Raw genomic sequence first — 20,892 nt, forward strand, 5'->3', positions numbered from 1 at the left:
GTTTGTTTGAAGACACGCGATGAAATATCTCCCCCAGCACTCCGCTCTTGCACTCAGGAGGTCGAAACCTCTCGGCTTCCGTTTGTCACGCGGAGAAAATCCATGACCCGATTGACTCTTGTCTCTGCCGCCCTGATCGCCGCGGCCGTTTATCAATCCCAGGCCGCAGCCGCCCGCGACGTCGCCCCCGCGCGGCGCGCGGTGTCCCACGCGACTGCGGACTGCGTGAGGGCTCCAGCAGAGGGCGCGTATGCCTCTGCCCCCTACAAGGAGCCGCCCTGCATGCCCAAGACGACGAACTGACGAGCAGGCGAGGTCGGGTTGGCGAAGTCTGCAGCCCGACCTCGCGCCGCCCTGTGCGGCCAGCTCAGCCCTTGCGGTATTTCAGTAGCGCTTGACTCACCCGTCATCTAGTCATCTATATGACTAGATGAATTCCGCCGTGCGCGACGACCGCCTGCCACGCTACCAGCGCCTGCGCGACGATCTCGCCGCGCGGATCAACCGCAATGAATGGCGGCCGGGCGAACCGATCCCGTCGGAAGCCGAGCTCGGCGCGCATTACGGCGTCGCCATCGGCACCGTGCGCAAGGCAATCGACCAGCTCGTCTCGGACTCCGTGCTGGAGCGCCAGCAGGGCCGCGGCACCTTCGTGCGCCGGGCGCGCTTCAACTCGTCTCTGTTTCGCTTCTTCCGCTTCCAGTCCGAGAGCGGCGAGCGCCGCGTGCCGCAGAGCCGCATCATCCGGCGTAAGAGCGTGCCGGCGACCTCGGCCGTGGCATCGGCGCTACGCATCCCGGTCGGCGAGCCCGTGATCAGCCTGTCGCGTCTGCGCCTGATCGACGACGTGCCACTACTGGCCGAAGAAATCTGGCTCCAGCAATCGCGCTTCGCAAAAATCCTCGAGATCGACACCGCCGAGTTCGGCGACCTGCTTTATCCGCTCTACGAGGAACGCTGCGGCGAAGTGGTGGTGTCGGCCGAGGAAATCCTGACGGTCGAGATGGCCAACGAGATGCAGGCGCGTCTGCTGCGGCTCGAGGCGAACGCGCCGCTGATCGTGATCGAGCGCCTCGCGCTCGACCTGGAACGGCGGCCGATCGAATGGCGACGGTCGCGCGGACCGGCCGACCGGTTCCGCTACCACGCCGAGATCCGCTGAGAGCCAAGGCGTTCGTCAACAAGGCTCCAGGCACCAAGCATCAAACAACAAAGAGTTCAGGGGGAAACAATGTCAAACTGGTACAGCGAATGCTCGCCGCTTGAGAAGCGGACGTTTTGGGCAAGCTTCGGCGGCTGGGCGCTGGATGCGCTCGACGTCCAGATGTTCGGCCTTGCGATTCCGGCGCTGATCGCAGCGTTCGGCATCAGCAAGGCTGATGCCGGGTTGCTCGGCTCCGTGACGCTGTTCTTCGGCGCGTTTGGCGGCTGGCTCGGTGGCGCACTCGGCGACCGTTTTGGTCGCGTCAAGGCGCTCCAGATCACGGTTCTGACCTTTGCGCTTGCGACTTTCGCCTGCGCATTCGCAATGAGCTACACCCAGCTTGTGGTGCTCAAGGCGATCCAGGGCCTCGGCTTCGGCGCCGAATGGGCCGTCGGCGCGGTGCTGATGGCCGAGATCATCCGTTCCGAGCATCGCGGCAAGGCGCTCGGCTCGGTCCAGAGCGCCTGGGCTGTGGGCTGGGGCGCGGCCGTGCTGTTGTCCGCGCTGGTCTTCACCTACGCGCCGGCGGATATTGCCTGGCGCATCCTGTTTGCTATCGGATTGTTGCCGGCACTCCTCGTCATCTTCATCCGCCGCGGACTGAAGGAACCGCCGCGCGCCGTCGCAGCCGACGCCAAGGCGCCGTTCTTCGCCACGCTCTCCGGAATCTTCCATCGCGACGTGCTGCGCTCGACCCTGGTCGGCGGCCTCTTCGGCATCGGCGCGCATGGCGGCTACGCTGCGTTGACGACGTTCCTGCCGACTTACTTGCGCGAAGTGCGGCATCTGTCGGTGCTCGGCTCCAGCGGTTATCTCGCCGTCATCATCGTCGCCTTCTTCTGTGGCTGTGTCGCAAGCGGCATCATCAGCGACCGTATCGGGCGCCGCGCCAATGTCGCATCGTTTGCGGCGGCCTGCATCGTGACGGTGCTGGTCTACATCTTCGCGCCGCTGACCAATGCGCAGATGCTGGTGCTCGGCTTCCCCCTGGGTTTCTTCTCCGCGGGAATTCCTGCCAGCATGGCGGCGTTGTTCAGCGAGCTCTATCCGGCTGGCGTGCGCGGCACCGGCGTCGGCTTCTGCTACAATTTTGGCCGCGTCGTCTCCGCCGCGTTCCCGTTCTTGGTCGGCTTTCTCAGCGACCACATCGGGCTCGGGCCGGCGATCGGGATCGATGCAGCCTTCGCCTACGCGCTGGTGCTGATCGCGGTGCTGATGCTGCCCGAAACCCGCGGCAAGGTGTTTGAGCAGGCTGCGGCGCGCGCCTGACAGGGATGGGGAGCCACCACCATGACAATCCTCCAGCGCGGCCTGACGCGCCGCCGGTTCGGCGCGGGCCTTGTGTCCCTCGTGCCGGCTATGGCCGTCGCGAGCCAAGCGATGAGTGAGACGAACGTGAAGACGATCGATACCCACGCGCATGTGTTTCATCGCGGCCTCAAGCTTGCGCCGGGCCGGCGCTACGCGCCGGACTATGACGCACCGCTCGCTCTCTATCTGGAGCAGCTCGACCGCAACGGCATGAGCAACGGCGTGCTGGTGCAGCCGAGCTTTCTCGGCACCGACAATTCCTATCTGGTTGAGTGTCTGAAGGAGACGGCAGGCCGCCTGCGCGGCATCGCCGTCGTCGATCCCGCCGTCTCCGCGGACGAGCTGCGCGCCCTCGATCGTGTCGGAATCGTCGGCATCCGCCTCAATCTCGTTGGCCAGCCCTTGCCCGATCTCACCGCTGCCGAGTGGAAGACGCTGCTTGCAGAGGTGAAAGCGATGGGTTGGCAGGTCGAGATCCAGCGCAACGCGTCCGACCTCGCCGTGCTTGCGCCGCAGCTTCTCGATCACGGCGTCGCCGTCGTGCTCGATCACTACGCGCTGCCAGATCCCAAGCTTGGCGTCGCCGATCCCGGCTTTCAGTCGGTGCTGAAGCTCGGCGCGACGCGGAATGTCTGGGTCAAGATCTCGGCGCCGTATCGCAACGGCGCGGCCGGCGAGACCTTTGCGAAGGAGGCCTATCCGCTGCTTCGCAACGCCTACGGTCTCGATCGCCTGCTGTGGGGCAGCGACTGGCCGCACACGCAGTTCGAGGCCTCGCAGAGCTACGCGAAGAACCGGCAGTTTCTCGACGCGCTGATCGCCGATCCAGGCGAGCGTGCGCAAATGCTGGCATCGCCGCGGCCGCTCTTCTGCTTCTGACACTCTTTGTGATTGCTCCGATTGCTCCGAATTTTGGGGCATGACGGACGATGTCGCCGGCTTGTAGACTGCGGGCGAGGCGGCCGGTTGCGGCCGTCACTTGCGTAAGGACATCACATGCAGCGCCGCTACATCACCGTCGATGTGTTCACCGACCGCGCCTTCGGCGGCAACCAGCTTGCCGTGGTGCTCGATGCTGGTGGGTTGTCGACGGCGCAGATGCAGGCGATCGCGACCGAGTTCAACTATTCCGAGACGACCTTCGTGCTGCCGCCGCGCGACAAGGCTAACGATGCGGAGGTGCGCATCTTCACGCCGGTGAGAGAGATTCCGTTCGCTGGCCATCCCAATGTCGGCACCGCCTTCGTGCTGGCCACGATCGCGAAGGAGCCGAAGCCGCGTCTCTTGTTCGAAGAGAAGGCGGGCCTCGTGCCGGTCGACATTTTTCGGGAGCAGGGCCGGGTGGTCAGCACCGAGCTCACCGCGCCGCAGCCGCTCTCGCGCTTCGCGCAGTTGTCCGCCGAGGAGGTCGCGGCCTGCATCTCCCTGACGGCTGACGACATCAAGACCGATCGGCATGCGCCGCAAATTGTCGGTGTCGGAACGCCGTTCCTGGTGATGGAGCTGCATTCGCGCGATGCGCTGAAGCGGGCCAGGCCCGACGCGGCGGCCTTCGGCAGGATCCTTCCGCGCGACGGTGCCTTCTCGGTGTGGTTCTATACGCGCGACGTGCCCGCGGCGGAGGCGCCGTGCGAGCGGCAGGCGCGGATGTTCATGCGCGGCGCCAGCGGCCTGGTGGAGGATCCCGCCACCGGCAGCGCCACGGTCGCAGCCGCCGCGCTTTTCGCCGATCTCGATCCCGCGCGCGACGGCGAGATGAAGCTCACCGTCGGCCAGGGCTTTGACATGGGCCGGCCGAGCCTCTTGCTGACGCGCGTGCGCAAGCAGGACGGCAAGATCGTCTCCGCGCATGTCGGCGGCAGTTGCGTACAGATGATGGAAGGGACGTTCCGGCTGGCGGGGGAGGGATAATTGTCATTCCGGGGCGCGCGCAGCGCGAACTATGATGCGCAATTGCGTATCTGAGAATCCATCGCGCGGCAGAGTCGGTGGATGAATGGATTCCGGGCTCGCGACTTCGTCGCGCCCCGGAATGACGGAGGCGGCTACACCTGCCGTCCCACCAAATTTCTCACCGCCACCCCATCCCGTTCCTCGATCACCTCCGCGATCATCTGGCGGTGGCAGTGGGTGTGGTCGCGCTCGTAGCAGAGCAGGCAGACTGGGCCGGCCCTCTTCACCAGCGCGGAGAGCTCGTCCATCTCTTCTCTCGCCTGCGGCGTCTTCAGGTGCTTTGAATAGATCTTCTCCAGCAAATCGTATTGCCCACTGCGCGCGGCGAGGCGGCCTTCCTTGGGTGTGCCGAGGGCGGCGAGATGGACATAGGCGATGCCGCGCTCATCGAGGCCTGCGGCCAGCTGCTTCTTGGAAAAGCCCGGGCGCCGCGACGAGGTCACCGCGCGGACGTCAACCAGGAGCTTGACGCCGGCCTGCTCCAGCTCGTCCAGCACGGCCTTGGGCGGTGTCTGCTCATAGCCAATCGTAAAGAGCTCCGCCTTTGCCATGGACTACTCTCACGCCACTCGCGCGATCAGTTCCATGGCGCCAGCCGGTGCACGCACCTTGCCCTCGTGGATGACGTAGGCGAACACGTCGCGCGGCTCCTTCTTCGGCTTGGCGTTGTCGACCTTGGGCAGGTCGTCGGGTTCGCTGCCGTCGGCCCAGGCTTGAAAGCGCTTGCTCCAGGCGTCGAGCTCTTTCGGCGGGTAGCAGGTCTTGATCTCGTCATTGCCCTTCTGAAGCCGGGCGTAGACGAAATCGCCGGCGACATCGGCGATCGCCGGATATTTGCCGTGCTCGGCGAACACCACCGGCGTTTCGAAGTCGCGGATCAGCGCAACGAAATCCGGCGTGCAGAAACTATCGTGACGCACCTCCACCACATGGCGCAGCGCACGGCCCTCGAGCTTGCGCGGCAGAAGTTCGAGGAACTTGCCGAAATCGGCGCCGTCGAATTTCTTGGTCGGCGCGAACTGCCACAGCACGGGGCCGAGATGATCGCCGAGTTCCAGAACGCCGGAATCATAGAACCGCTTGATGGAATCGCCGGCCTCGGCCAGCACGCGGCGGTTGGTGGCAAAGCGTGGTCCCTTGACCGAGAACACAAAACCGTCCGGCACTTCGCTGGCCCATTTGCGAAAGCTCTCTGGCTTCTGCGAACCGTAATAGGTGCCGTTGATCTCGATCGAGGTCAGCTTCGACGCCGCGTAGGACAGTTCCTTCGCCTGCGTCAGCTTCTCCGGATAGAACACGCCGCGCCAGGGCTCGAAGGTCCAGCCGCCGACGCCGATGAAGATGCTGCCGGATTTTTTTGACGCGGTTTTTGCTTTGGCCACGGGATGATCTCGGATGGACGGGAGGAAGGGCTTCATCCTAGTCAAACCAGATGTGATTGGCCAGTTGCCGCGTCCCGTCTAAGCTCACAGCGAAATCTGCGCAAATGGAGAACAAGATGCGGATGCTGATTGTGGGAGCGGCGCTCGTGATGATGACATCTGCTGCCATGACATCTGCTGTTATGGCTGACGATGACGATGCGAAGGGGGCGCAGAAGCTCGCCATGCAGGGCCGTGACGACTACTGGCATTGCCTGGCGCGAGAATATTCGCGCGACAGCAATCAGGGCCTGTCGGAACAGGATTTTGGCCGCTCGGTCGCCGGCGCCTGTCCGTCGGAACGGCAATATTATCGGGTCGCGCTGCTCGACTACCTCACCACGCAATATCCGACTATCGATTCAGGCGCCCATCTCGCGACCGCGAACAGGGCGGTCGAGTCGGCGCAGAAGGACATCGTGACCGCCTTCGTCAAGCACAGGCCGCCAGCAAAGTAGGGGAGTGGCGAATGGCCAATAGCGAATGGGGTGGGAAAGCGGGCTTTCCTCGTTCGCTACTCGCCATTCGCTATTCGCCCCTCCGCGGCGAGCCCTTCCGGCCGCGCGTTCATCCATGGTATTACTGGGCTGATCTGGAACAGGGCGGGGATCGCATGTCGTCTGAGTCGGTGGGTGGCATTTTTGGCGCAATCGTCGCGGCGATCGTGCTTGCGGTCGCCGTCGTCTTCGGGCCGATCGGCCAATACGGCAAGCCCGCCAGGCCTGCAAAGGTCGAGCAGGCCCCAGCCGCAGCGCCGGCAGCCCCTGCGCCGCCGCGGGGCCCGGTGATCCGGGAAGTCCCGAACCAATAGTGACCCAAAAGGTACTTTCGGCCCCTTGCGAAACCGCCTTGTCGTCCCTATTTAGGTCCTAACGGCAACGTTGAGTAACAATCTCCGTTGCTGGGACGACCTTGGAATAGCTCGGGCTGCGCCGGATGTACGCGCGGTCTGCCGTTCCGGGGTCGTTGGCATTTTAGGGCCCTTTTTGGGCCATTCCCCCGAGAACCCGGCTTGGCATCGCAGGTCCTTGGCATCGCAGGACGCGGCGGATATACGCTGCCGTCATGAATGAAGCGATCAGACCGGGCCCCGAAAATCCCCCGCAGGCGAGTTCGCGATCGCCGGAGCTTTCCGTCGTCGTCCCGACCTTCAACGAGCGCGACAACGTCACGGTGCTGTACCGGCGGCTGGAGGCGTCGCTCGCCGGTCTCGCCTGGGAGGTCGTGTTCGTCGACGACAATTCGCCCGACGGCACCTGGGACGTGGTGCGGGCGCTGGCGCAGCGCGATAGCCGCGTGCGCTGTATCCGCCGCATCGGCCGCCGCGGCCTGTCAGGCGCCTGCATCGAGGGCATCCTGGCCTCCAGCGCGCCCTATGCGGCCGTGATCGATGCCGACCTCCAGCACGACGAGACGCAACTGCCGAAGATGCTGTCGCTGCTTGCGAGCGGGCAGGCCGACCTCGTCGTCGGCAGCCGCTACATCGAGGGCTACAAGAGCGAAGGTTTCAACAAGCAGCGCGCCGGCGCCAGCGCACTTGCGACCGAGGTCGCGAAGAAGATGCTGCAGGTCGAAATCGCCGATCCCATGAGCGGCTTCTTCATGGTCCGCCGCGACCACTTCGAGCAATTGGCGCCGAAATTGTCGGTGCACGGCTTCAAGATCCTGCTCGACCTCGTCGCGAGCGCGAACGGCACCTTGCGCGCTGTCGAAATCCCCTACACGTTCGGCGAACGCCAGCACGGCGAGAGCAAGCTCGACTCCATGGTCGCACTGGATTTTATCGGACTGGTGCTGGCGAAGCTGACCAACGACATCGTCTCGCTGCGCTTCATCCTGTTCGCGATGGTCGGCGGCATCGGCCTCGTGGTGCATCTCACCACGCTGTTCATCGCGCTCGAGCTGATCAAGGTGCCGTTTGCGGAGGCGCAGGCCGCCGGCGCCATCGTCGCCATGACCAGCAACTTCATCCTCAACAACTTCCTCACCTATCGCGATCAGCGGCTGAAGGGCTTTGCGATCCTGCGCGGCCTGATCATGTTCTACGTCGTGTGCAGCGTCGGCCTGCTTGCCAATGTCGGCGTCGCGTTCTCGGTCTACGACCAGGAGCCGATCTGGTGGCTGGCCGGTGCGGCCGGCGCGATGATGGGCGTGGTGTGGAACTACGCGATGTCCGGACTGTTCGTATGGCGCAAGAAATAGCGCGCCAAGGACCACGTCCAGGAAGGCGTCAAGGAACGCGTCAAGGAAACCGGTATGGGCGGGGCTGACGCGCGGATCGTCCGCAATACGGCGCTGGTGATCCTTGCGCTGGTTGGCTTGCGGCTCGTCGCCGCCGCCTTCACGCCGATCACCTTCGACGAAGCCTATTACTGGATGTGGTCGAAGAGCCTGGCAGGCGGCTATTACGACCACCCGCCGATGGTCGCCTATGTGATCCGCGCCGGCACCATGATCGCCGGCGATACCGAGCTCGGCGTGCGCCTGGTCTCGACCCTGCTCGCTCTGCCGATGAGCTACGCGATCTATCGCTCCGCCGCGATCCTGTTTGGCGGCGCGCGGGTGGCTGCGACCGGCGCCATCCTGCTCAATGTCACGCTGATGGCCGCGGTCGGCACGCTGATCGTGACGCCGGATGCGCCGCTGCTGGTTGCCTCCAGCTTCGTGCTGTTCTTTCTTGCCAAGGTGCTGGAGACCGGCCGGGGCGTCTGGTGGCTCGCGGTCGGCGCGGCCGTCGGCGCGGCGCTGCTGTCGAAATACACCGCGATGTTCTTTGGGCCGGCGATCCTGATCTGGCTCGCGGCGGTGCCAAAACTGCGGCGCTGGTTTCTCTCGCCCTGGCCCTATCTCGGCGGCCTCGTGGCACTCGCGCTGTTTTCGCCGGTGATCCTCTGGAATGCGGATCACCAATGGGTTTCGTTCGCAAAGCAGCTCGGGCGCGCGCGAATCGAGGATTTCCGACCCGTCTTCATTGCCGAGTTGATCCCGACCCAGATCGCGTTTGCAACGCCGCTGGTCTTCATCCTCGGCGCGATGGGGCTGCATGCGCTGACCTGGCGCAGGGCCGGCGCGCTGGCCTCGCGCGTGCTGATCGAGACGCTGTTCTGGACCATTGTCGCCTATTTCGTCTGGCATTCGCTGCATGCGCGCGTCGAGGCCAACTGGTTCGCGCCGGTCTATCCGCCCTTTGTCGTTGCCGCGGCGGCCGCCGCCAACCTCGTGCAGTGGAAACCGCGTGCTCGCCGCTTGGTCGATTTTTGTCTGCGCTGGGCCGCGCCTGCCGGCATCGTGATGTTCGCAGCCCTCATCGTGCAGGCCAATACCGGCTGGCTGTCAGGCTATCGCCGCGATGCGACCGTCCGCAGCGTCGGCGTGGGCTGGCGTGAACTCGCCGCAGGAATCGAGGCGGCGCGCGTGCGCGCGGGCGCGACCTGCGTGCTTGCACCCGACTACGGCACCACCGGCTGGCTCGCCTTCTATTTGCCGCGCGGCACTTGCGTGGTGCAGCAGAACCAGCGTATCCGCTGGGTCAACATGCCCGAGCCCGATGCAAAGCTGCTCGCGGGCAAGCTGATCTATGTCGACGAGCTGCGCGGCGAAGGCCAACCGTTCCTCAAAGACCTCTTCACGCAGGTGACGCGCGTTGCGCAATTGCAACGCAAGCGCGGGCCGCTTGTCGTCGAAACCTACAGGGTCGATCTGCTGGAAGGCGCCAAAGGCGATGTTCTCGACCGCTCGCCGCCGCCGGAAGCGCCGTAGTTCTTGCTATTCAGTCAATCATCTCTGCCTGAGCTGCGGCCTGGCTCGGCCTGTTCTGGTCGCGCCAGAACCAGACGGTGACGACGCCCGAGCGGCCGCGGACCTGCGTGCGCAGGGGGCCCGACAGGACGCCGTCGGGAGCGCCGTGAAAATCGGCCGCATCGAGCAGCGTGTCGGTCAATGCGAGCCGTGCACCGTTCTGGGCCGCCACTTCCATCAGCCGGTTCGCGAGATTGACGGTGTCGCCGTTTGCGGTGATGTGCTGATGGCTCTCGCCGAGACGCGACGCGATGATCGGGCCGAAATGCGCTCCGATCTTGAAACCGAGCTGGCCGCCGATCGCGGGCGGCAGTGACGCCATCCAGCGCTCGACACTGCGATGCAGCTCGATCGAACATTTCAGCGCGCGCGCCGCGTCATCCGGCATCGCGCTCGGCAGGCCGAACAGGATCATGGCGCCGTCGCCGAGAAAGCTGGTGATCATGCCGCCGCAATCGACCGAGGCCTTGTCGATCAGCACGTGGAACGCCTTCAGAATGTCCTGGAGCGCATCCGGATCGATCCGCTCGCTGAGCGCGGTGAAACCCGAGAGATCGATGAAGATCACGGCCGCGTTCTGCCGGACCGGCTTCGCCAGAAACTCCGGATCCTGCGCCAGCCACTCCTGCACCGCGGGCGCCTGGAATTGCGCCAGCGACCGGCTCTTGGCGGCAAAATATTGCGTGCGGCGGCCGCCCATCCACAACTGCACGCCGGCAAAGATCGCAACCGGCGGCACCATGGCCGCGAGCGTGGTTGCGGCATTCAGCCAGACGCCGTGCGTGAATGCGAACAAATTGAGCCCGGCCCAGGCGATCATCACCGCGGCTGCCGCAATCAGGCCGAGCGCGCTGCGCCCCCAGGCGAGCAGGCCCACCAGCAGCATCGGCAGCAGGATCGCGGCAAGCGCATCGGCGATGCGAACCCTGCGGTCGCGCATGATGCTGTCGCCGGCGACGAGATGGGTGATCGCAGTCGACACCACTTCGACGCCGGGCATCAGGGAATCGAACGGCGTCGGGAAGAAATCGCCGCCGCCGGCGACCGCGGCGCCGATCACGACAATGCGGTTCTCGATCGCGGCGCGATCGAGTGTGCCGTCGAAAATGCTCTGCGCGCTGACGGTACGGATGGTGCGGCGCGGGCCGTAATAGGTGATCGGCAGCGCAAAATCAGTGTCGGTCGGCACCGCGCGATCGCCGAGCATGAGATGGTCGGGCGCGATCGTCAGAGGCTTGTCGAGCGCGCGACTCGCGACCCGCAACGGAAACGACAACTCGACCTTGTCTCGGGTCCGGAACAGCATCGGGACGGAGAGCGGCGAGCCCGATTGGCCCGTCGCGACGTTGACGACGCCGACATCGGCGTGATCGGCGAACGCCGGCAAAGGCAGCAGGAAGCGCTCGGCCTGGGGCAGGACGGCGAGGGGACCGTCGCTGCCCGGCGCCACGGTCTGGCTGGCGCTCGGGAAGATCGCCGCGGCGGCGAGGACCATGGGACCGGTCGCAAGCGTATGCGCCAGCGTGGCGTCGCCGATCGCGGCGCTTCGGTCGACCAGCAGCAGGTCGATCGCGACCACCTTCGGCTTGAACCGCACGATGGTGTCGACGACGCGTGCGAGATCGGCGCGCGGTAGCGGATAGCTGCCGCCGCGTTTTACGACCGTATCATCGATCGCAACGATGGTGACGAGATCGGGCGGACGCTGCACACCACGCGCGAGCGTGCGCAGGTCGGTCAGCGTCGCCTCGAGCCGATCGAGAAAGCGCAGATGGCCGTTGGCGTGCGCCAAATAGATGCCGGCGCCCCACAGCGTGGTGAGGACGAGGGCCACCAGGATCTGAACGCGTCTATTCATCACGTCGTACTGCAATCTTCTCTAACGTCCGAGCCTTGTCGGCCGAGCCTTATTGTCCGAGCCTGGCCATCAAGGCGTCGATGCGCGGCTGGCCCCATTGTTTGACGGTCAGCGGACCGGTCGCCTCGACGTCGACGCCTTCGCCGCGGCCGAGCACAACGCCGCGTCCGCGCACCCTGCGAGCTACGCCGACACGGCCGTCGGCGACGAACACCGAGGTTTTGGCGTCAGCAACGTCGACGGCCCATCTGGTACCGCGCACCGCGGCGATTGCCTGCGGCGTCAGCACCTTGAAGGGATTGCCGCCGGGCTTCTTGGGCACGTCGATCAGCAGCGCCTTGCTGCTCAACTCTATCGAGTCAATATGTCCGTCGCGGTTGGCGTCCTTAAGTTCAAATCTGGCGCCATTTTCTGCCACGATGGTGATGCCGTTGTCGCAGCGCCATGTTTGCGTGCCGGCGGCCGACGCCGACGACGTACAGCCCGCATTGGCCGCGGGCTGCGCGGCAGCCGATCCGATCAACAGCAACCAGCACGCCAAGACGAAAAATCCGGCGCGCGCAACCTTTGTCATGCCAGCCTCCATGTCAGCGCTCGGCACATCTCAAGGCGATGTTGATACGGTGCCGTATCACGCGTGGAGGCTGCTGAGAAGTGCCGTGGTGGGAGCTATTTTGTCGCTGCGGCCTTTTCCAGACCGGCGCGATCAACTTTCGGTCAGGCGGGCATTTTTCGCGCGAGCCTGCGGCGACGAGCGTCGACCGCTCGTGCGCATCGGATGGAAGACCGCGCACCGCCAGCCTCGCGCAACGCTTCGTTGCTATCGTTCGGTCGCCTTGGCGACCACGGAAAGGACGCAGTTGGATGCGCCTTGGGGACGCGGCCGAGAGGTCAGCTCGTCGCGCCGAACCAGCCGAGAAACATGGTTAACAGTCGCGACTAAGTCCGTAATTCTGCGGGCTTTTTTCTCGAAATGGGACAGCGTTAACGAGTTGCCCCAGATCTGCCAGAACTTAATCCGCATTTAACTAAAAGGCGCCTTAATGCCGCTCCGACCCTCTGCGAGATGCTGTTCCCGGAACGTGACCAGCGGCACTTCGAAGGGGGACTGAGTGACACCGTCCTGGACGCAAGGCGAATGAGTACGAGTATCGCTGCGCATAGTAACGCGGCACGGAAGTCCAAGAATTTTTATCGGAAGCCTTCCCGGAAAATGACCACCCAAAACGTGCTTGGCGCCGCCGTGATCGGCTGCGTCGTGTTGGGCGCCGGCTGGACCGTTTACAACAACATTCTTGCCGCCAGCGTCTATCCGACCGTCGGCAGCATTGGCTACGATGAGCCCGTGATCAAGCGCGCGCCCAAGGTTGCGCTGCGCGAGGCGGGCGAGGCCGTCAAGGAAGCCTTCGCGCTGCTGCCCGACCGGGTGCAGGTGGTCACGCCGATCACGCGCGAGATGTTCAACGAGCGCTTCGCCGCCGCCGCCACCCAGGGCGTGGATTCGAACGCGGCGAGCGCGGCGCCCGCAACGAAGGTCGCCGAAGCCAGGGACACTGCGAAGCCGGCTGTGATCGCGAAGGTTGCGGAGGCGCTGAAGCCGCAGGGACCGGCCAGGATCACCGACAAGATCGCGGATGCTGCCAAGGCCAAACGTGCTGATGCGCCGGTGCAGCTTGCCTCGGCCGATCCGGCCGAGATTGTGCCAGCGCCCGAGGCGAAGCCCGCAAAATCCTTCGCCGATCGCGCCAAGGCCGCGGTGATGTCGATCACCGGACCGCGGCAGTCGATGGTGGAAAAGCTCTGGGGCAAGCGTGAGCCCTCCGGCGGCTTGCTCGCCTATGCCTCGGCCGATGCCAGCGTGACCGCGAGCATCGCGCCGAAGGAACAGAACCCGATGCTGGGCGGCTCGCCGCCCTATGACCGCTCGACCGCCGTCTACGATATCACCGCCAAGACGGTGTACCTGCCCGATGGCACCAGGCTCGAGGCGCATTCCGGCCTCGGCTCCAACCTCGACGATCCGCGTTCCTCGCGCGTCCGCATGCGCGGCGTGACCCCGCCGCACATCTACGAGCTGAAGCCGCGCGAAGCGCTGTTCCACGGCGTGCCCGCGCTGCGCCTGACCCCGATCGGCGGCGAGAATGCGATCTACGGCCGCGATGGTCTGCTGGCCCACACCTTCATGCTCGGGCCGAACGGCGATTCCAACGGCTGCGTGTCGTTCAAGGACTACTACGCATTCCTCGACGCCTATCGCAACAAGGGCATCCGCAGGCTCGCGGTGCTGGCACGGGTGGAGTGAGGCGCCGCGCGCCTCGCCGTTTCCTGCACGGCTAACGTTTGACGAAAACCAGGCTGCAGGGCCGCGCTTCGTTGCGCTTGCCGGTGCCGCGGCTGCGATCGAATTGCGCGTCGATCGTGAAGGCGTAGGGCGAGCCGGGCGGCAGGTTATTGAGGGTATAAGTGCTCGCCCCAGTCGAACCGCGCGCGCTCAAGGTGGTCTTGCCGTCCGGCGGGATCTGGCCATCGATATCCAGCCGGTTGACGCCACCCTGACCCTGAGCCTCGGCGTGAAACACGCCGTTCGCAACGGTGGCAGACAGAGGTCTGGTGAAGCCCTGCGCCTTGCCGGTGCTCGCGCAGTTCAACGTCACGTCCCAGTTGCCGTCGAAGTCCTTGCTGCCACCGGCTTTTGTGTTGCCGGCAGGCGCCAGCGCCGTCTTCTGTTTCAGGCCGTCGAGACGCGCCTTGGCAAGATTGGCGAAGCTGCAATTCGAAAATCGTGCGAGATGATCCTCAAAGGCGGCAACGGTGCCGATGGTGTCGGCGGCCTTCCAGTGCGCCTCCGCTGATCCGCAGGGATCAGGCCGCGGCGCGGCCTGCGGAGCCGTCGGTGCAATCGTGACGGATACCGGCCCGTTCAGGTAGAACTTGCCGATGATCGACAGCGAAAGCTCGGGGAGCTGGGTCTTGCCGCTGGTGTCGTAGACGTCGCTGCTGATGTCGCGAAAGACGTCGCCGATCTCCTGCGGTTCCTCGATGTGCTTCAGGAACGCGGTCGTGTAGGGGCTGTTGCGGCCGCTTCCATCCGCCGCGGTCTGCCCGGACTGGGTCGAGAAGGACACGATCGTGCCGCGCGGCGCTTCTACTTTCGACAGCCCGCGTCCGATCGAGGCGGCGCGTGTCATGCTGGCAGAGCGCTTGAGGCTTTCGGCCAGCGGATTGTCGCGGCAGGAGTCGAGCACCAGGATGCGCAGGTTCTTGGCCTGTTGCAGGTCGTTCACGATGTCGTCGACTCGCACGAAGCGCTTCAGATCCGCTTCGTCGGTGAGCACGGCGTCGATCGGCATCAAATAGTTCACGCCGTTGAACTGCATCGCGTGCCCGCTGTAGTAGAATATGGCGACATCAGCTCTGCTTGCGGCGCGCGCGAAGCGGATGGTCAGATCCTGCATGTCGGCCTGGCGCAGGTCGACACCCTGGAAGACCTCGAAACCGCTGCGCCTGAGCGAGGCCGCGACGTCTTCGGCATCGTGCGGTGGGTTCGGAAGCTGCGCCGTGCTGGCATAGGCGCCGTTGCCGATGACTAGCGCGACCCGCGTTTCCGCCGATGCGGGACAAAGGCCCAGCCAACAGGCGACGAGGGCAAGACAAAATCCGGCAAGGCATAACCTGGAAAGAGCACGCATGAATGCCCTCGGAGGAAATATCAAAAAATATCGTCCAGATTAGCGCATGCTGCGCCGACATCAATGCCTTCTTCATGAAGCCGTCGGATTTGTCGGCCGTGACATCCTGTCACGCCGGGGCAGGTGTCACCGTCTTGCGCAGCGCCGTCTCGGTGGCGATTGCCTCCTTCACGGCGGGCCGCGCCTGCATGCGGTCGAGATAACTGGCCAGCGACTGATGACGGTCGATCTCGACCCGCGCATAGCGGAGCAGCAGCAATGCCCAGGTGAGGTGCGCATCCGCCACCGTGAAGCTGTTACCGACGAGATGACTGCGCGCCTTCAGATGATCGGCGACGAACGCGATGCTCTGCTCGATCCGCTCGCGCGCGGCCTTGGGCGCATCCTCCTTGTACCAGAAGGTCGGGAATAGAAATCCCTTGTGGATCTCGCTGCCGATAAAGCTCAGCCATTCCTGGAGCCGGTAGCGGTCGGCATGTCCGGGCGGCGGCGCGAGGCCGGCCTCCGGCTTCAGGTCGGCGATATATTGCAGCACCGCCGCACTTTCGGTCAGCCGCTCGCCGTTCTCCATGATCAGGACCGGCACCGCGCCTTTCGGCGAGATGGTGCGAAAATCGGCATCGTCCTCGATGCGCTTCTTGGTCAAGAGATGGACGAGGTGGTAGCGCGCATCGAGGCCAGCTTCCATCAGCGCGATGCGGCTGGCGAGCGAGCAGGCCATCGGCGAAAAATAGAGTTGCAGCATGTGGCTTCTCTCCCGGATCAGGTCAACGCATCGCTGCGCGCGATGACCGCGAAACGATCCGACAATTCGGCCAGCGCGACCTCGTGAATGGTTCGTGCTGCAATCGCCCCGCCGCGGCCGTCGGGCAGATCGCGCGTGGCGCAGGCATCGGCCGCGATGGTGGTCCGCAGGCCAAGGTCGAGCGCGGCGCGCGCGGTCGAGCTCACGCACATATGGGTCATGAAGCCCGCCAGCACGATGTTGGTGCGCCCGGTCGCAGCTAACCGTGCCTGCAGGTCGGTGCCGGCAAAGGCGTTCGGCAGCGCCTTCTCGATCACGGTTTCGGTCGCGCGCGGCGCCAGGCTGTCCACGATCGCGCCGCGCTCGGCCTCGCGGTCGAACAGGCTGCCGGCGCGGCCCTTGTGCGCGATGTGGAAGATCGCAGCGCCGTTCAGCCGCGCGCGTGCAAGCAGGCGCGCGGCGTTCGCGATCGCGGCCTCCGCATCCGGCAACGCAAGCGGACCTGCGCAATATTCGTTCTGGATGTCGATCAGCACGAGACAGGTGTCAGCGAGCTTCGGTGGATTGAGGTCGGCGCCGGCGAGTTCGAGCAGGGTTTTGGGGGCGGTCATGCCGGTCAGGCCTTTCGAGACGATCGGATGGCGCCAGACTAGCGCGATGGCGGCCTGCCGTTGTGCAGGAATATTGCAGCATATGGCTGCGAATTTGCAGGATGGGACTGTGCCTGCTAGGCTCGGCCCACGATGAACTGGGACGATCTGCGCATCATCGCCGCGGTGAGGGACGAGGGCACCTATGCCGGCGCCAGTGCGCGGCTGCGCATCGACGAGACCACCGTCGGCCGGCGTCTCGCGCGCATTCAGCGCGATCTCGGCGTGCCGCTGTTCGACGCGGTGGATGGTCTGCGCCGGCCGACGCGCCATTGCGAGGCGGTGCTCGAACATGTCGGCGTAATGGCCGCGCATGTTGCTGCGATCGGTCGCCTGGGCGAGAGCGAGCCCGGGCCGGTCGGCCGCCTCCGCATCGCCTCGACCAATGCGGTGGCCGAAGAGCTGCTGGCGCCGCATGCGCAGAATTTCCTGCGCGACAATCCGGGGCTGACCCTGGAATTCCTGACCTCCAGCGGCAACGTCAAGTTCTCGCGCTGGCAGGCCGATCTCGCCATTCGACTGCGCAAGCCGGAGAAGGGCGACTTCACGATCTCGAAACTCGCCGATCTGCGGCTGTATTTCTTCGAGCCCGTCGACAGCCCGGATGGCGAGCCGATCGCTTGCGTCTTTCCGGATGAGCTCGACGCCATTCCCGAAGCGCAGTTCCTGCGCAGCAGGCGCGTGAAGAACGCGCGCTGCGTCACCGACAATGTCCGTATTGTCAGGACCATGATCCAGTCGCATCAGGCCGTCGGCGTGCTGCCCGAGCTTAGCTGCGGAGCGTTGCTCTCCGACCGGAGCCTGCGCGCGACGCTTCTAACCAGGCGCCGCGACGTCTGGCTGCTGGTGCAGAACCATCTCAAGCGCGACCCGGCGACGCGCCTCGCGATCGAATGGATCCGCCACTGCTTCAGGGATCTGTCACACGGCTGATCGCTTGTGGCGGTCACGCGGTTCGGCGCTGTTGAACGCAGTCCGCAAGCCGCGCGATCAAATCCATGAAGCAGGGATTGCGCACGACCGCAGGTTGCGTAATCTTGTGATCGCTACGATCTTGGGCAGGGCAGGCGCATGACCACTCTTCAGGACACCATCCGGCCGAAGGCCAAATCCAGGGAATGGAAGGCGATCGTCGTCCTGATCCTGCTGATCCCGGTGCTGTGGTCACCACCCTTCCTGTTTCGCTTTTTCCTGTATCAGCCGTTCAATATCCCCTCCGGGTCGATGCAGCCGACGCTGATGGTCGGCGACTACGTCCTCGCCGCGAAATATGCCTATGGCTACGACCGCTATTCGTTTCCCTACGCGCCGTCATGGATCTCGGGCCGCATCTTCGCCGCGGAGCCCGACTACGGCGATATCGCCGTGTTTCGCTCGCCGAAGGACACCTCCGTCGATTACGTCAAGCGCGTGGTCGGGCTGCCCGGCGACCGCATCCAGATGCGGGAGGGGCAGCTCGTCCTCAACGACAAGCCGGTGACTCGCGTAGCGCTCCGGGATTTCGCCGGCGGCTCCGCCTGCGGGTTGGAGGCCGGTGCGAAGGTCAAGCGCTGGCGCGAGACGCTGCCGAACGGCGCGAGCTATTTGACCTACGATTGCATCGACAACGGCTATTACGACAACACCAATGTCTACACGGTGCCGCCGGGCCATTTCTTCGTGCTCGGCGACAACCGCGACAACTCGACCGACAGCCGCGCGATGAGTGCGATGGGGTTTGTGCCGATGGACAATCTCGTCGGCCGCGCGACACGCATCTTCTGGTCGCTCAACGCCAACGGCGAGCCGCGCTTTGAGCGACTGGGGAAGGTGTGGTGAGGCGCTCCCGTCATTCCGGGGCGCGCCTCTTGGCGCGAGCCCCGGAATGACGAGCGGAGAGAGACGTCCCAAAAACAAAAACCCCGGCATCGCTGCCGGGGTTTCGCATTCTGTGGTGTGCCTGAACGGCTGGACTTAGAAGTCCATGCCGCCCATGCCGCCGCCCGGAGGCATCGCGGGGCCAGCGCCGCCCTTCTTGGGCAGCTCGGCGACCATGGCTTCCGTGGTGATCAGCAGCGCCGCAACCGAGGCTGCGTTCTGGATCGCGGTGCGCACCACCTTGGTCGGGTCGATGATGCCCTTGGTGACCAGGTTGACGTACTCGCCGGTCTGGGAGTCGAAGCCGTAGGCGTACGTCTTGTTCTCCAGGATCTTGCCGACGATCACCGAGCCGTCTTCACCGGCGTTGATCGCGATCTGGCGAGCGGGAGCCGAGAGCGCCTTGCGCACGATCTCGACGCCGGTCTTCTGGTCGTCGTTCTTGGTGCGCAGGCCCTTGAGCTGCTCGGAAGCACGGAGCAGGGCGACGCCGCCGCCCGGGACGATGCCTTCCTCGACCGCCGCGCGGGTCGCATGCATCGCGTCATCAACGCGATCCTTGCGCTCCTTCACCTCGACCTCGGTCGCGCCGCCGACGCGGATCACCGCGACGCCGCCCGCGAGCTTGGCAAGACGCTCCTGGAGCTTCTCACGGTCGTAGTCCGAGGTGGTTTCCTCGATCTGCGCCTTGATCTGGGCCACGCGCGCCTCGATGTCGGCCTTCTTGCCGGCGCCGTTGACGATCGTGGTGTTCTCCTTGTCGATCATCACCTTCTTGGCGCGACCGAGCATGTTGAGCGTGACGTTCTCGAGCTTGATGCCGAGATCTTCCGAGATCGCCTGGCCGCCGGTCAGGATCGCGATGTCCTGCAGCATGGCCTTGCGGCGATCGCCGAAGCCCGGAGCCTTGACGGCCGCGACCTTCAGGCCGCCACGGAGGCGGTTCACGACGAGGGTGGCAAGGGCTTCGCCCTCGACGTCCTCGGCGACGATGACCAGCGGCTTGCCGGTCTGCACCACGGCCTCGAGCAGCGGCAGCAGCTCGTTCAGCGAGGAGAGCTTCTTCTCGTTGATGAGGATGTAGGCGTCGTCCATCTCAACGCGCATCTTGTCGGCGTTGGTGACGAAGTAGGGCGAGATGTAGCCGCGGTCGAACTGCATGCCCTCGACGACGTCGAGCTCGGTCTCGAGCGACTTGGCTTCCTCGACGGTGATGACACCCTCGTTGCCGACCTTCTTCATGGCGTCGGAGAGGAACTTGCCGATTTCGGCATCGCCGTTGGCCGAGATGGTGCCGACCTGGGCGATCTCGTCGTTCGAGGTGACCTTCTTGGAGTTCTTGACGAGGTCGGCGACCACGGCTTCCACGGCCAGGTCGATACCACGCTTCAGGTCCATCGGGTTCATGCCGGCGGCAACCGACTTGGCGCCTTCACGAACGATCGCAGCCGCGAGCACGGTCGCAGTGGTGGTGCCGTCGCCGGCCGCGTCGGCGGACTTGGAAGCGACTTCGCGCACCATCTGCGCGCCCATGTTCTCGAACTTGTCGTCGAGCTCGATCTCCTTGGCGACGGTGACGCCGTCCTTGGTGATGCGGGGGGCGCCGAACGACTTGTCGAGGACGACGTTGCGACCCTTGGGGCCGAGCGTGACCTTCACCGCGTTGGCGAGAATGTCGACGCCGCGCAGCATCTTGTCGCGCGCATCTACGCCGAATTTGACTTCTTTAGCTGACATCTGGATTTTTCCTTAGGTGTTTAGCTGGTGGGGAGAAGGGGGCTCTTAGGCCGCCTTCTTCTTGGAAGCGGGGACGTCGAGGACGCCCATGACGTCGCTTTCCTTCATGATCAGCAGGTCTTCATTGTCGATCTTGACCTCGGTGCCGGACCACTTGCCGAACAGCACGCGGTCGCCGACCTTCAGGTCAATCGGGATCAGCTTGCCGGCTTCGTCGCGGCCACCGGGGCCGACAGCGACGATTTCGCCCTGGGAGGGCTTTTCCTTGACGGTGTCGGGAATGATGATGCCGCCAGCGGTCTTCTCTTCTGCGTCGATGCGCTTGACCACGACGCGGTCGTGAAGCGGACGGAATTTCATGCAGTCCTCCTAAGCTTTTGCTCGGATTGATGTTTTGAGGGTGTTAGCAATCGATGCCCGCGAGTGCCAATGCGGGCACAGCTGAGATAGGCCAGGATTTTTGCGGGAGCAAGGGCTTCTAGCAGAAAAATCGGCACTCAGAAGGCCTGTCTGCCAGAATTCTTTACCATCGTTAACCGGTTGGCGGGCCCGTATTAGCACGGTGCCGCCTCTGCTGCTAACGCATTGAATTTCAACAACTTGTTAAACTTTTGGGCTTGAGATGGATTGTCAGTTTGCGTCACATTTCTCTCATGTGAGCGCATCTCC

20 protein-coding genes are annotated in these 20,892 nt (G+C 64.6%); 11 read left to right on the forward strand and 9 right to left on the reverse strand.

Annotated elements, in window-relative coordinates; genetic code table 11:
• Window positions 1-430: 430 nt before the first annotated feature.
• From ABIB73_RS17285 to ABIB73_RS17300, 4 genes are all read left to right on the forward strand, one after another.
• The gene (locus tag ABIB73_RS17285) at window positions 431-1,162 is read left to right on the forward strand and encodes a GntR family transcriptional regulator (RefSeq protein WP_354225550.1); all 732 of its coding nucleotides are present in this window, start codon (window positions 431-433) and stop codon (window positions 1,160-1,162) included.
• A gap of 69 nt (window positions 1,163-1,231) precedes the next feature.
• The gene (locus ABIB73_RS17290) at window positions 1,232-2,473 is read left to right on the forward strand and encodes an MFS transporter (RefSeq protein WP_354225551.1); all 1,242 of its coding nucleotides are present in this window, start codon (window positions 1,232-1,234) and stop codon (window positions 2,471-2,473) included.
• Window positions 2,474-2,494: 21 nt separating this feature from the next.
• Window positions 2,495-3,394: an amidohydrolase family protein gene (locus tag ABIB73_RS17295; protein ID WP_354225553.1), complete on the forward strand. Its 900-nt coding sequence runs from the start codon at window positions 2,495-2,497 to the stop codon at window positions 3,392-3,394.
• A gap of 117 nt (window positions 3,395-3,511) precedes the next feature.
• Window positions 3,512-4,426: a PhzF family phenazine biosynthesis protein gene (locus ABIB73_RS17300; protein ID WP_354225555.1), complete on the forward strand. Its 915-nt coding sequence runs from the start codon at window positions 3,512-3,514 to the stop codon at window positions 4,424-4,426.
• Between the two features lie 134 nt (window positions 4,427-4,560).
• Here ABIB73_RS17300 and ABIB73_RS17305 read toward each other — a convergent pair whose 3' ends face one another.
• Together ABIB73_RS17305 and ABIB73_RS17310 are read right to left on the reverse strand one after the other, a co-directional pair.
• Window positions 4,561-5,019 (reverse strand): DUF488 domain-containing protein, encoded by a 459-nt coding sequence (locus ABIB73_RS17305; protein ID WP_354225557.1) that lies wholly within the window; start codon window positions 5,017-5,019, stop codon window positions 4,561-4,563.
• A 9-nt stretch (window positions 5,020-5,028) separates the two neighbouring features.
• A complete protein-coding gene (locus ABIB73_RS17310; protein ID WP_354225558.1) occupies window positions 5,029-5,850 on the reverse strand; it encodes a DUF72 domain-containing protein in 822 nt (273 codons plus the stop codon).
• A 116-nt stretch (window positions 5,851-5,966) separates the two neighbouring features.
• Between ABIB73_RS17310 and ABIB73_RS17315 the strand changes: the two genes are divergently transcribed.
• The 4 genes from ABIB73_RS17315 (at window position 5,967) to ABIB73_RS17330 (ending at window position 9,648) form a co-directional block, all read left to right on the forward strand.
• Window positions 5,967-6,347, forward strand: a complete 381-nt coding sequence (locus ABIB73_RS17315) for a hypothetical protein (protein ID WP_354225560.1) — start codon at window positions 5,967-5,969, stop codon at window positions 6,345-6,347.
• 155 nt (window positions 6,348-6,502) lie between these two features.
• Window positions 6,503-6,700, forward strand: a complete 198-nt coding sequence (locus tag ABIB73_RS17320; protein WP_354225562.1) for a hypothetical protein — start codon at window positions 6,503-6,505, stop codon at window positions 6,698-6,700.
• 254 nt (window positions 6,701-6,954) lie between these two features.
• Window positions 6,955-8,091: a glycosyltransferase family 2 protein gene (locus ABIB73_RS17325; RefSeq protein WP_354225564.1), complete on the forward strand. Its 1,137-nt coding sequence runs from the start codon at window positions 6,955-6,957 to the stop codon at window positions 8,089-8,091.
• Window positions 8,092-8,145: 54 nt separating this feature from the next.
• On the forward strand, window positions 8,146-9,648 hold the full coding sequence (locus ABIB73_RS17330; RefSeq protein WP_354225566.1) for a glycosyltransferase family 39 protein: 1,503 nt from the start codon (window positions 8,146-8,148) through the stop codon (window positions 9,646-9,648).
• 10 nt (window positions 9,649-9,658) lie between these two features.
• On the opposite strand, the gene ABIB73_RS17335 is transcribed toward ABIB73_RS17330, so the two are convergent.
• On the reverse strand, window positions 9,659-11,545 hold the full coding sequence (locus ABIB73_RS17335; protein ID WP_354225568.1) for a CHASE2 domain-containing protein: 1,887 nt from the start codon (window positions 11,543-11,545) through the stop codon (window positions 9,659-9,661).
• Window positions 11,546-11,594: 49 nt separating this feature from the next.
• Window positions 11,595-12,119, reverse strand: coding sequence for a FecR domain-containing protein (locus tag ABIB73_RS17340; RefSeq protein ID WP_354225570.1), 525 nt, complete (start codon window positions 12,117-12,119; stop codon window positions 11,595-11,597).
• Window positions 12,120-12,758: 639 nt separating this feature from the next.
• Between ABIB73_RS17340 and ABIB73_RS17345 the strand changes: the two genes are divergently transcribed.
• Window positions 12,759-13,847 carry a DUF2778 domain-containing protein gene (locus tag ABIB73_RS17345; RefSeq protein ID WP_354225572.1) on the forward strand — a complete coding sequence of 363 codons (1,089 nt, stop codon included), beginning with the start codon at window positions 12,759-12,761 and terminating at the stop codon, window positions 13,845-13,847.
• Between the two features lie 31 nt (window positions 13,848-13,878).
• Here the strand turns inward: ABIB73_RS17345 and ABIB73_RS17350 are convergent, their stop codons facing one another.
• The 3 genes from ABIB73_RS17350 to ABIB73_RS17360 all read right to left on the reverse strand — a co-directional run bounded on the left by ABIB73_RS17350 (window position 13,879) and on the right by ABIB73_RS17360 (window position 16,590).
• The gene (locus tag ABIB73_RS17350) at window positions 13,879-15,234 is read right to left on the reverse strand and encodes a caspase family protein (protein WP_354225574.1); all 1,356 of its coding nucleotides are present in this window, start codon (window positions 15,232-15,234) and stop codon (window positions 13,879-13,881) included.
• A gap of 109 nt (window positions 15,235-15,343) precedes the next feature.
• Window positions 15,344-15,979 (reverse strand): glutathione S-transferase N-terminal domain-containing protein, encoded by a 636-nt coding sequence (locus tag ABIB73_RS17355; RefSeq protein WP_354225576.1) that lies wholly within the window; start codon window positions 15,977-15,979, stop codon window positions 15,344-15,346.
• A gap of 17 nt (window positions 15,980-15,996) precedes the next feature.
• Window positions 15,997-16,590, reverse strand: coding sequence for a cysteine hydrolase family protein (locus tag ABIB73_RS17360; protein ID WP_354225578.1), 594 nt, complete (start codon window positions 16,588-16,590; stop codon window positions 15,997-15,999).
• 132 nt (window positions 16,591-16,722) lie between these two features.
• On the opposite strand from ABIB73_RS17360, the gene ABIB73_RS17365 reads away from it, so the two are divergent.
• Together ABIB73_RS17365 and lepB are read left to right on the forward strand one after the other, a co-directional pair.
• Window positions 16,723-17,562 carry a LysR family transcriptional regulator gene (locus tag ABIB73_RS17365; RefSeq protein WP_354225580.1) on the forward strand — a complete coding sequence of 280 codons (840 nt, stop codon included), beginning with the start codon at window positions 16,723-16,725 and terminating at the stop codon, window positions 17,560-17,562.
• Between the two features lie 138 nt (window positions 17,563-17,700).
• On the forward strand, window positions 17,701-18,447 hold the full coding sequence (gene lepB, locus ABIB73_RS17370; RefSeq protein ID WP_354225582.1) for a signal peptidase I: 747 nt from the start codon (window positions 17,701-17,703) through the stop codon (window positions 18,445-18,447).
• A 135-nt stretch (window positions 18,448-18,582) separates the two neighbouring features.
• On the opposite strand, the gene groL is transcribed toward lepB, so the two are convergent.
• Window positions 18,583-20,223 carry a chaperonin GroEL gene (gene groL, locus ABIB73_RS17375; protein WP_071912538.1) on the reverse strand — a complete coding sequence of 547 codons (1,641 nt, stop codon included), beginning with the start codon at window positions 20,221-20,223 and terminating at the stop codon, window positions 18,583-18,585.
• A gap of 45 nt (window positions 20,224-20,268) precedes the next feature.
• Complete coding sequence (locus ABIB73_RS17380; protein WP_045008422.1) at window positions 20,269-20,583, reverse strand: co-chaperone GroES; 315 nt, start codon at window positions 20,581-20,583, stop codon at window positions 20,269-20,271.
• Window positions 20,584-20,892 lie beyond the last annotated feature (309 nt).

It is taken from the genome of Bradyrhizobium sp. F1.4.3 (genome assembly GCF_040548375.1).
Classification (GTDB): Bacteria; Pseudomonadota; Alphaproteobacteria; order Rhizobiales; family Xanthobacteraceae; genus Bradyrhizobium.

Coding starts and splice junctions, on each gene's coding strand:
- ABIB73_RS17285 (WP_354225550.1), top strand. CDS start 431: ATGAATTCCGCCGTGCGCGACGACCGCCTGCCACGCTACCAGCGCCTG.
- ABIB73_RS17290 (WP_354225551.1), top strand. CDS start 1,232: ATGTCAAACTGGTACAGCGAATGCTCGCCGCTTGAGAAGCGGACGTTT.
- ABIB73_RS17295 (WP_354225553.1), top strand. CDS start 2,495: ATGACAATCCTCCAGCGCGGCCTGACGCGCCGCCGGTTCGGCGCGGGC.
- ABIB73_RS17300 (WP_354225555.1), top strand. CDS start 3,512: ATGCAGCGCCGCTACATCACCGTCGATGTGTTCACCGACCGCGCCTTC.
- ABIB73_RS17305 (WP_354225557.1), bottom strand. CDS start 5,019: ATGGCAAAGGCGGAGCTCTTTACGATTGGCTATGAGCAGACACCGCCC.
- ABIB73_RS17315 (WP_354225560.1), top strand. CDS start 5,967: ATGCGGATGCTGATTGTGGGAGCGGCGCTCGTGATGATGACATCTGCT.
- ABIB73_RS17320 (WP_354225562.1), top strand. CDS start 6,503: ATGTCGTCTGAGTCGGTGGGTGGCATTTTTGGCGCAATCGTCGCGGCG.
- ABIB73_RS17325 (WP_354225564.1), top strand. CDS start 6,955: ATGAATGAAGCGATCAGACCGGGCCCCGAAAATCCCCCGCAGGCGAGT.
- ABIB73_RS17330 (WP_354225566.1), top strand. CDS start 8,146: ATGGGCGGGGCTGACGCGCGGATCGTCCGCAATACGGCGCTGGTGATC.
- ABIB73_RS17335 (WP_354225568.1), bottom strand. CDS start 11,545: ATGAATAGACGCGTTCAGATCCTGGTGGCCCTCGTCCTCACCACGCTG.
- ABIB73_RS17340 (WP_354225570.1), bottom strand. CDS start 12,119: ATGACAAAGGTTGCGCGCGCCGGATTTTTCGTCTTGGCGTGCTGGTTG.
- ABIB73_RS17345 (WP_354225572.1), top strand. CDS start 12,759: ATGACCACCCAAAACGTGCTTGGCGCCGCCGTGATCGGCTGCGTCGTG.
- ABIB73_RS17350 (WP_354225574.1), bottom strand. CDS start 15,234: ATGCGTGCTCTTTCCAGGTTATGCCTTGCCGGATTTTGTCTTGCCCTC.
- ABIB73_RS17355 (WP_354225576.1), bottom strand. CDS start 15,979: ATGCTGCAACTCTATTTTTCGCCGATGGCCTGCTCGCTCGCCAGCCGC.
- ABIB73_RS17360 (WP_354225578.1), bottom strand. CDS start 16,590: ATGACCGCCCCCAAAACCCTGCTCGAACTCGCCGGCGCCGACCTCAAT.
- ABIB73_RS17365 (WP_354225580.1), top strand. CDS start 16,723: ATGAACTGGGACGATCTGCGCATCATCGCCGCGGTGAGGGACGAGGGC.
- lepB (WP_354225582.1), top strand. CDS start 17,701: ATGACCACTCTTCAGGACACCATCCGGCCGAAGGCCAAATCCAGGGAA.
- groL (WP_071912538.1), bottom strand. CDS start 20,223: ATGTCAGCTAAAGAAGTCAAATTCGGCGTAGATGCGCGCGACAAGATG.
- ABIB73_RS17380 (WP_045008422.1), bottom strand. CDS start 20,583: ATGAAATTCCGTCCGCTTCACGACCGCGTCGTGGTCAAGCGCATCGAC.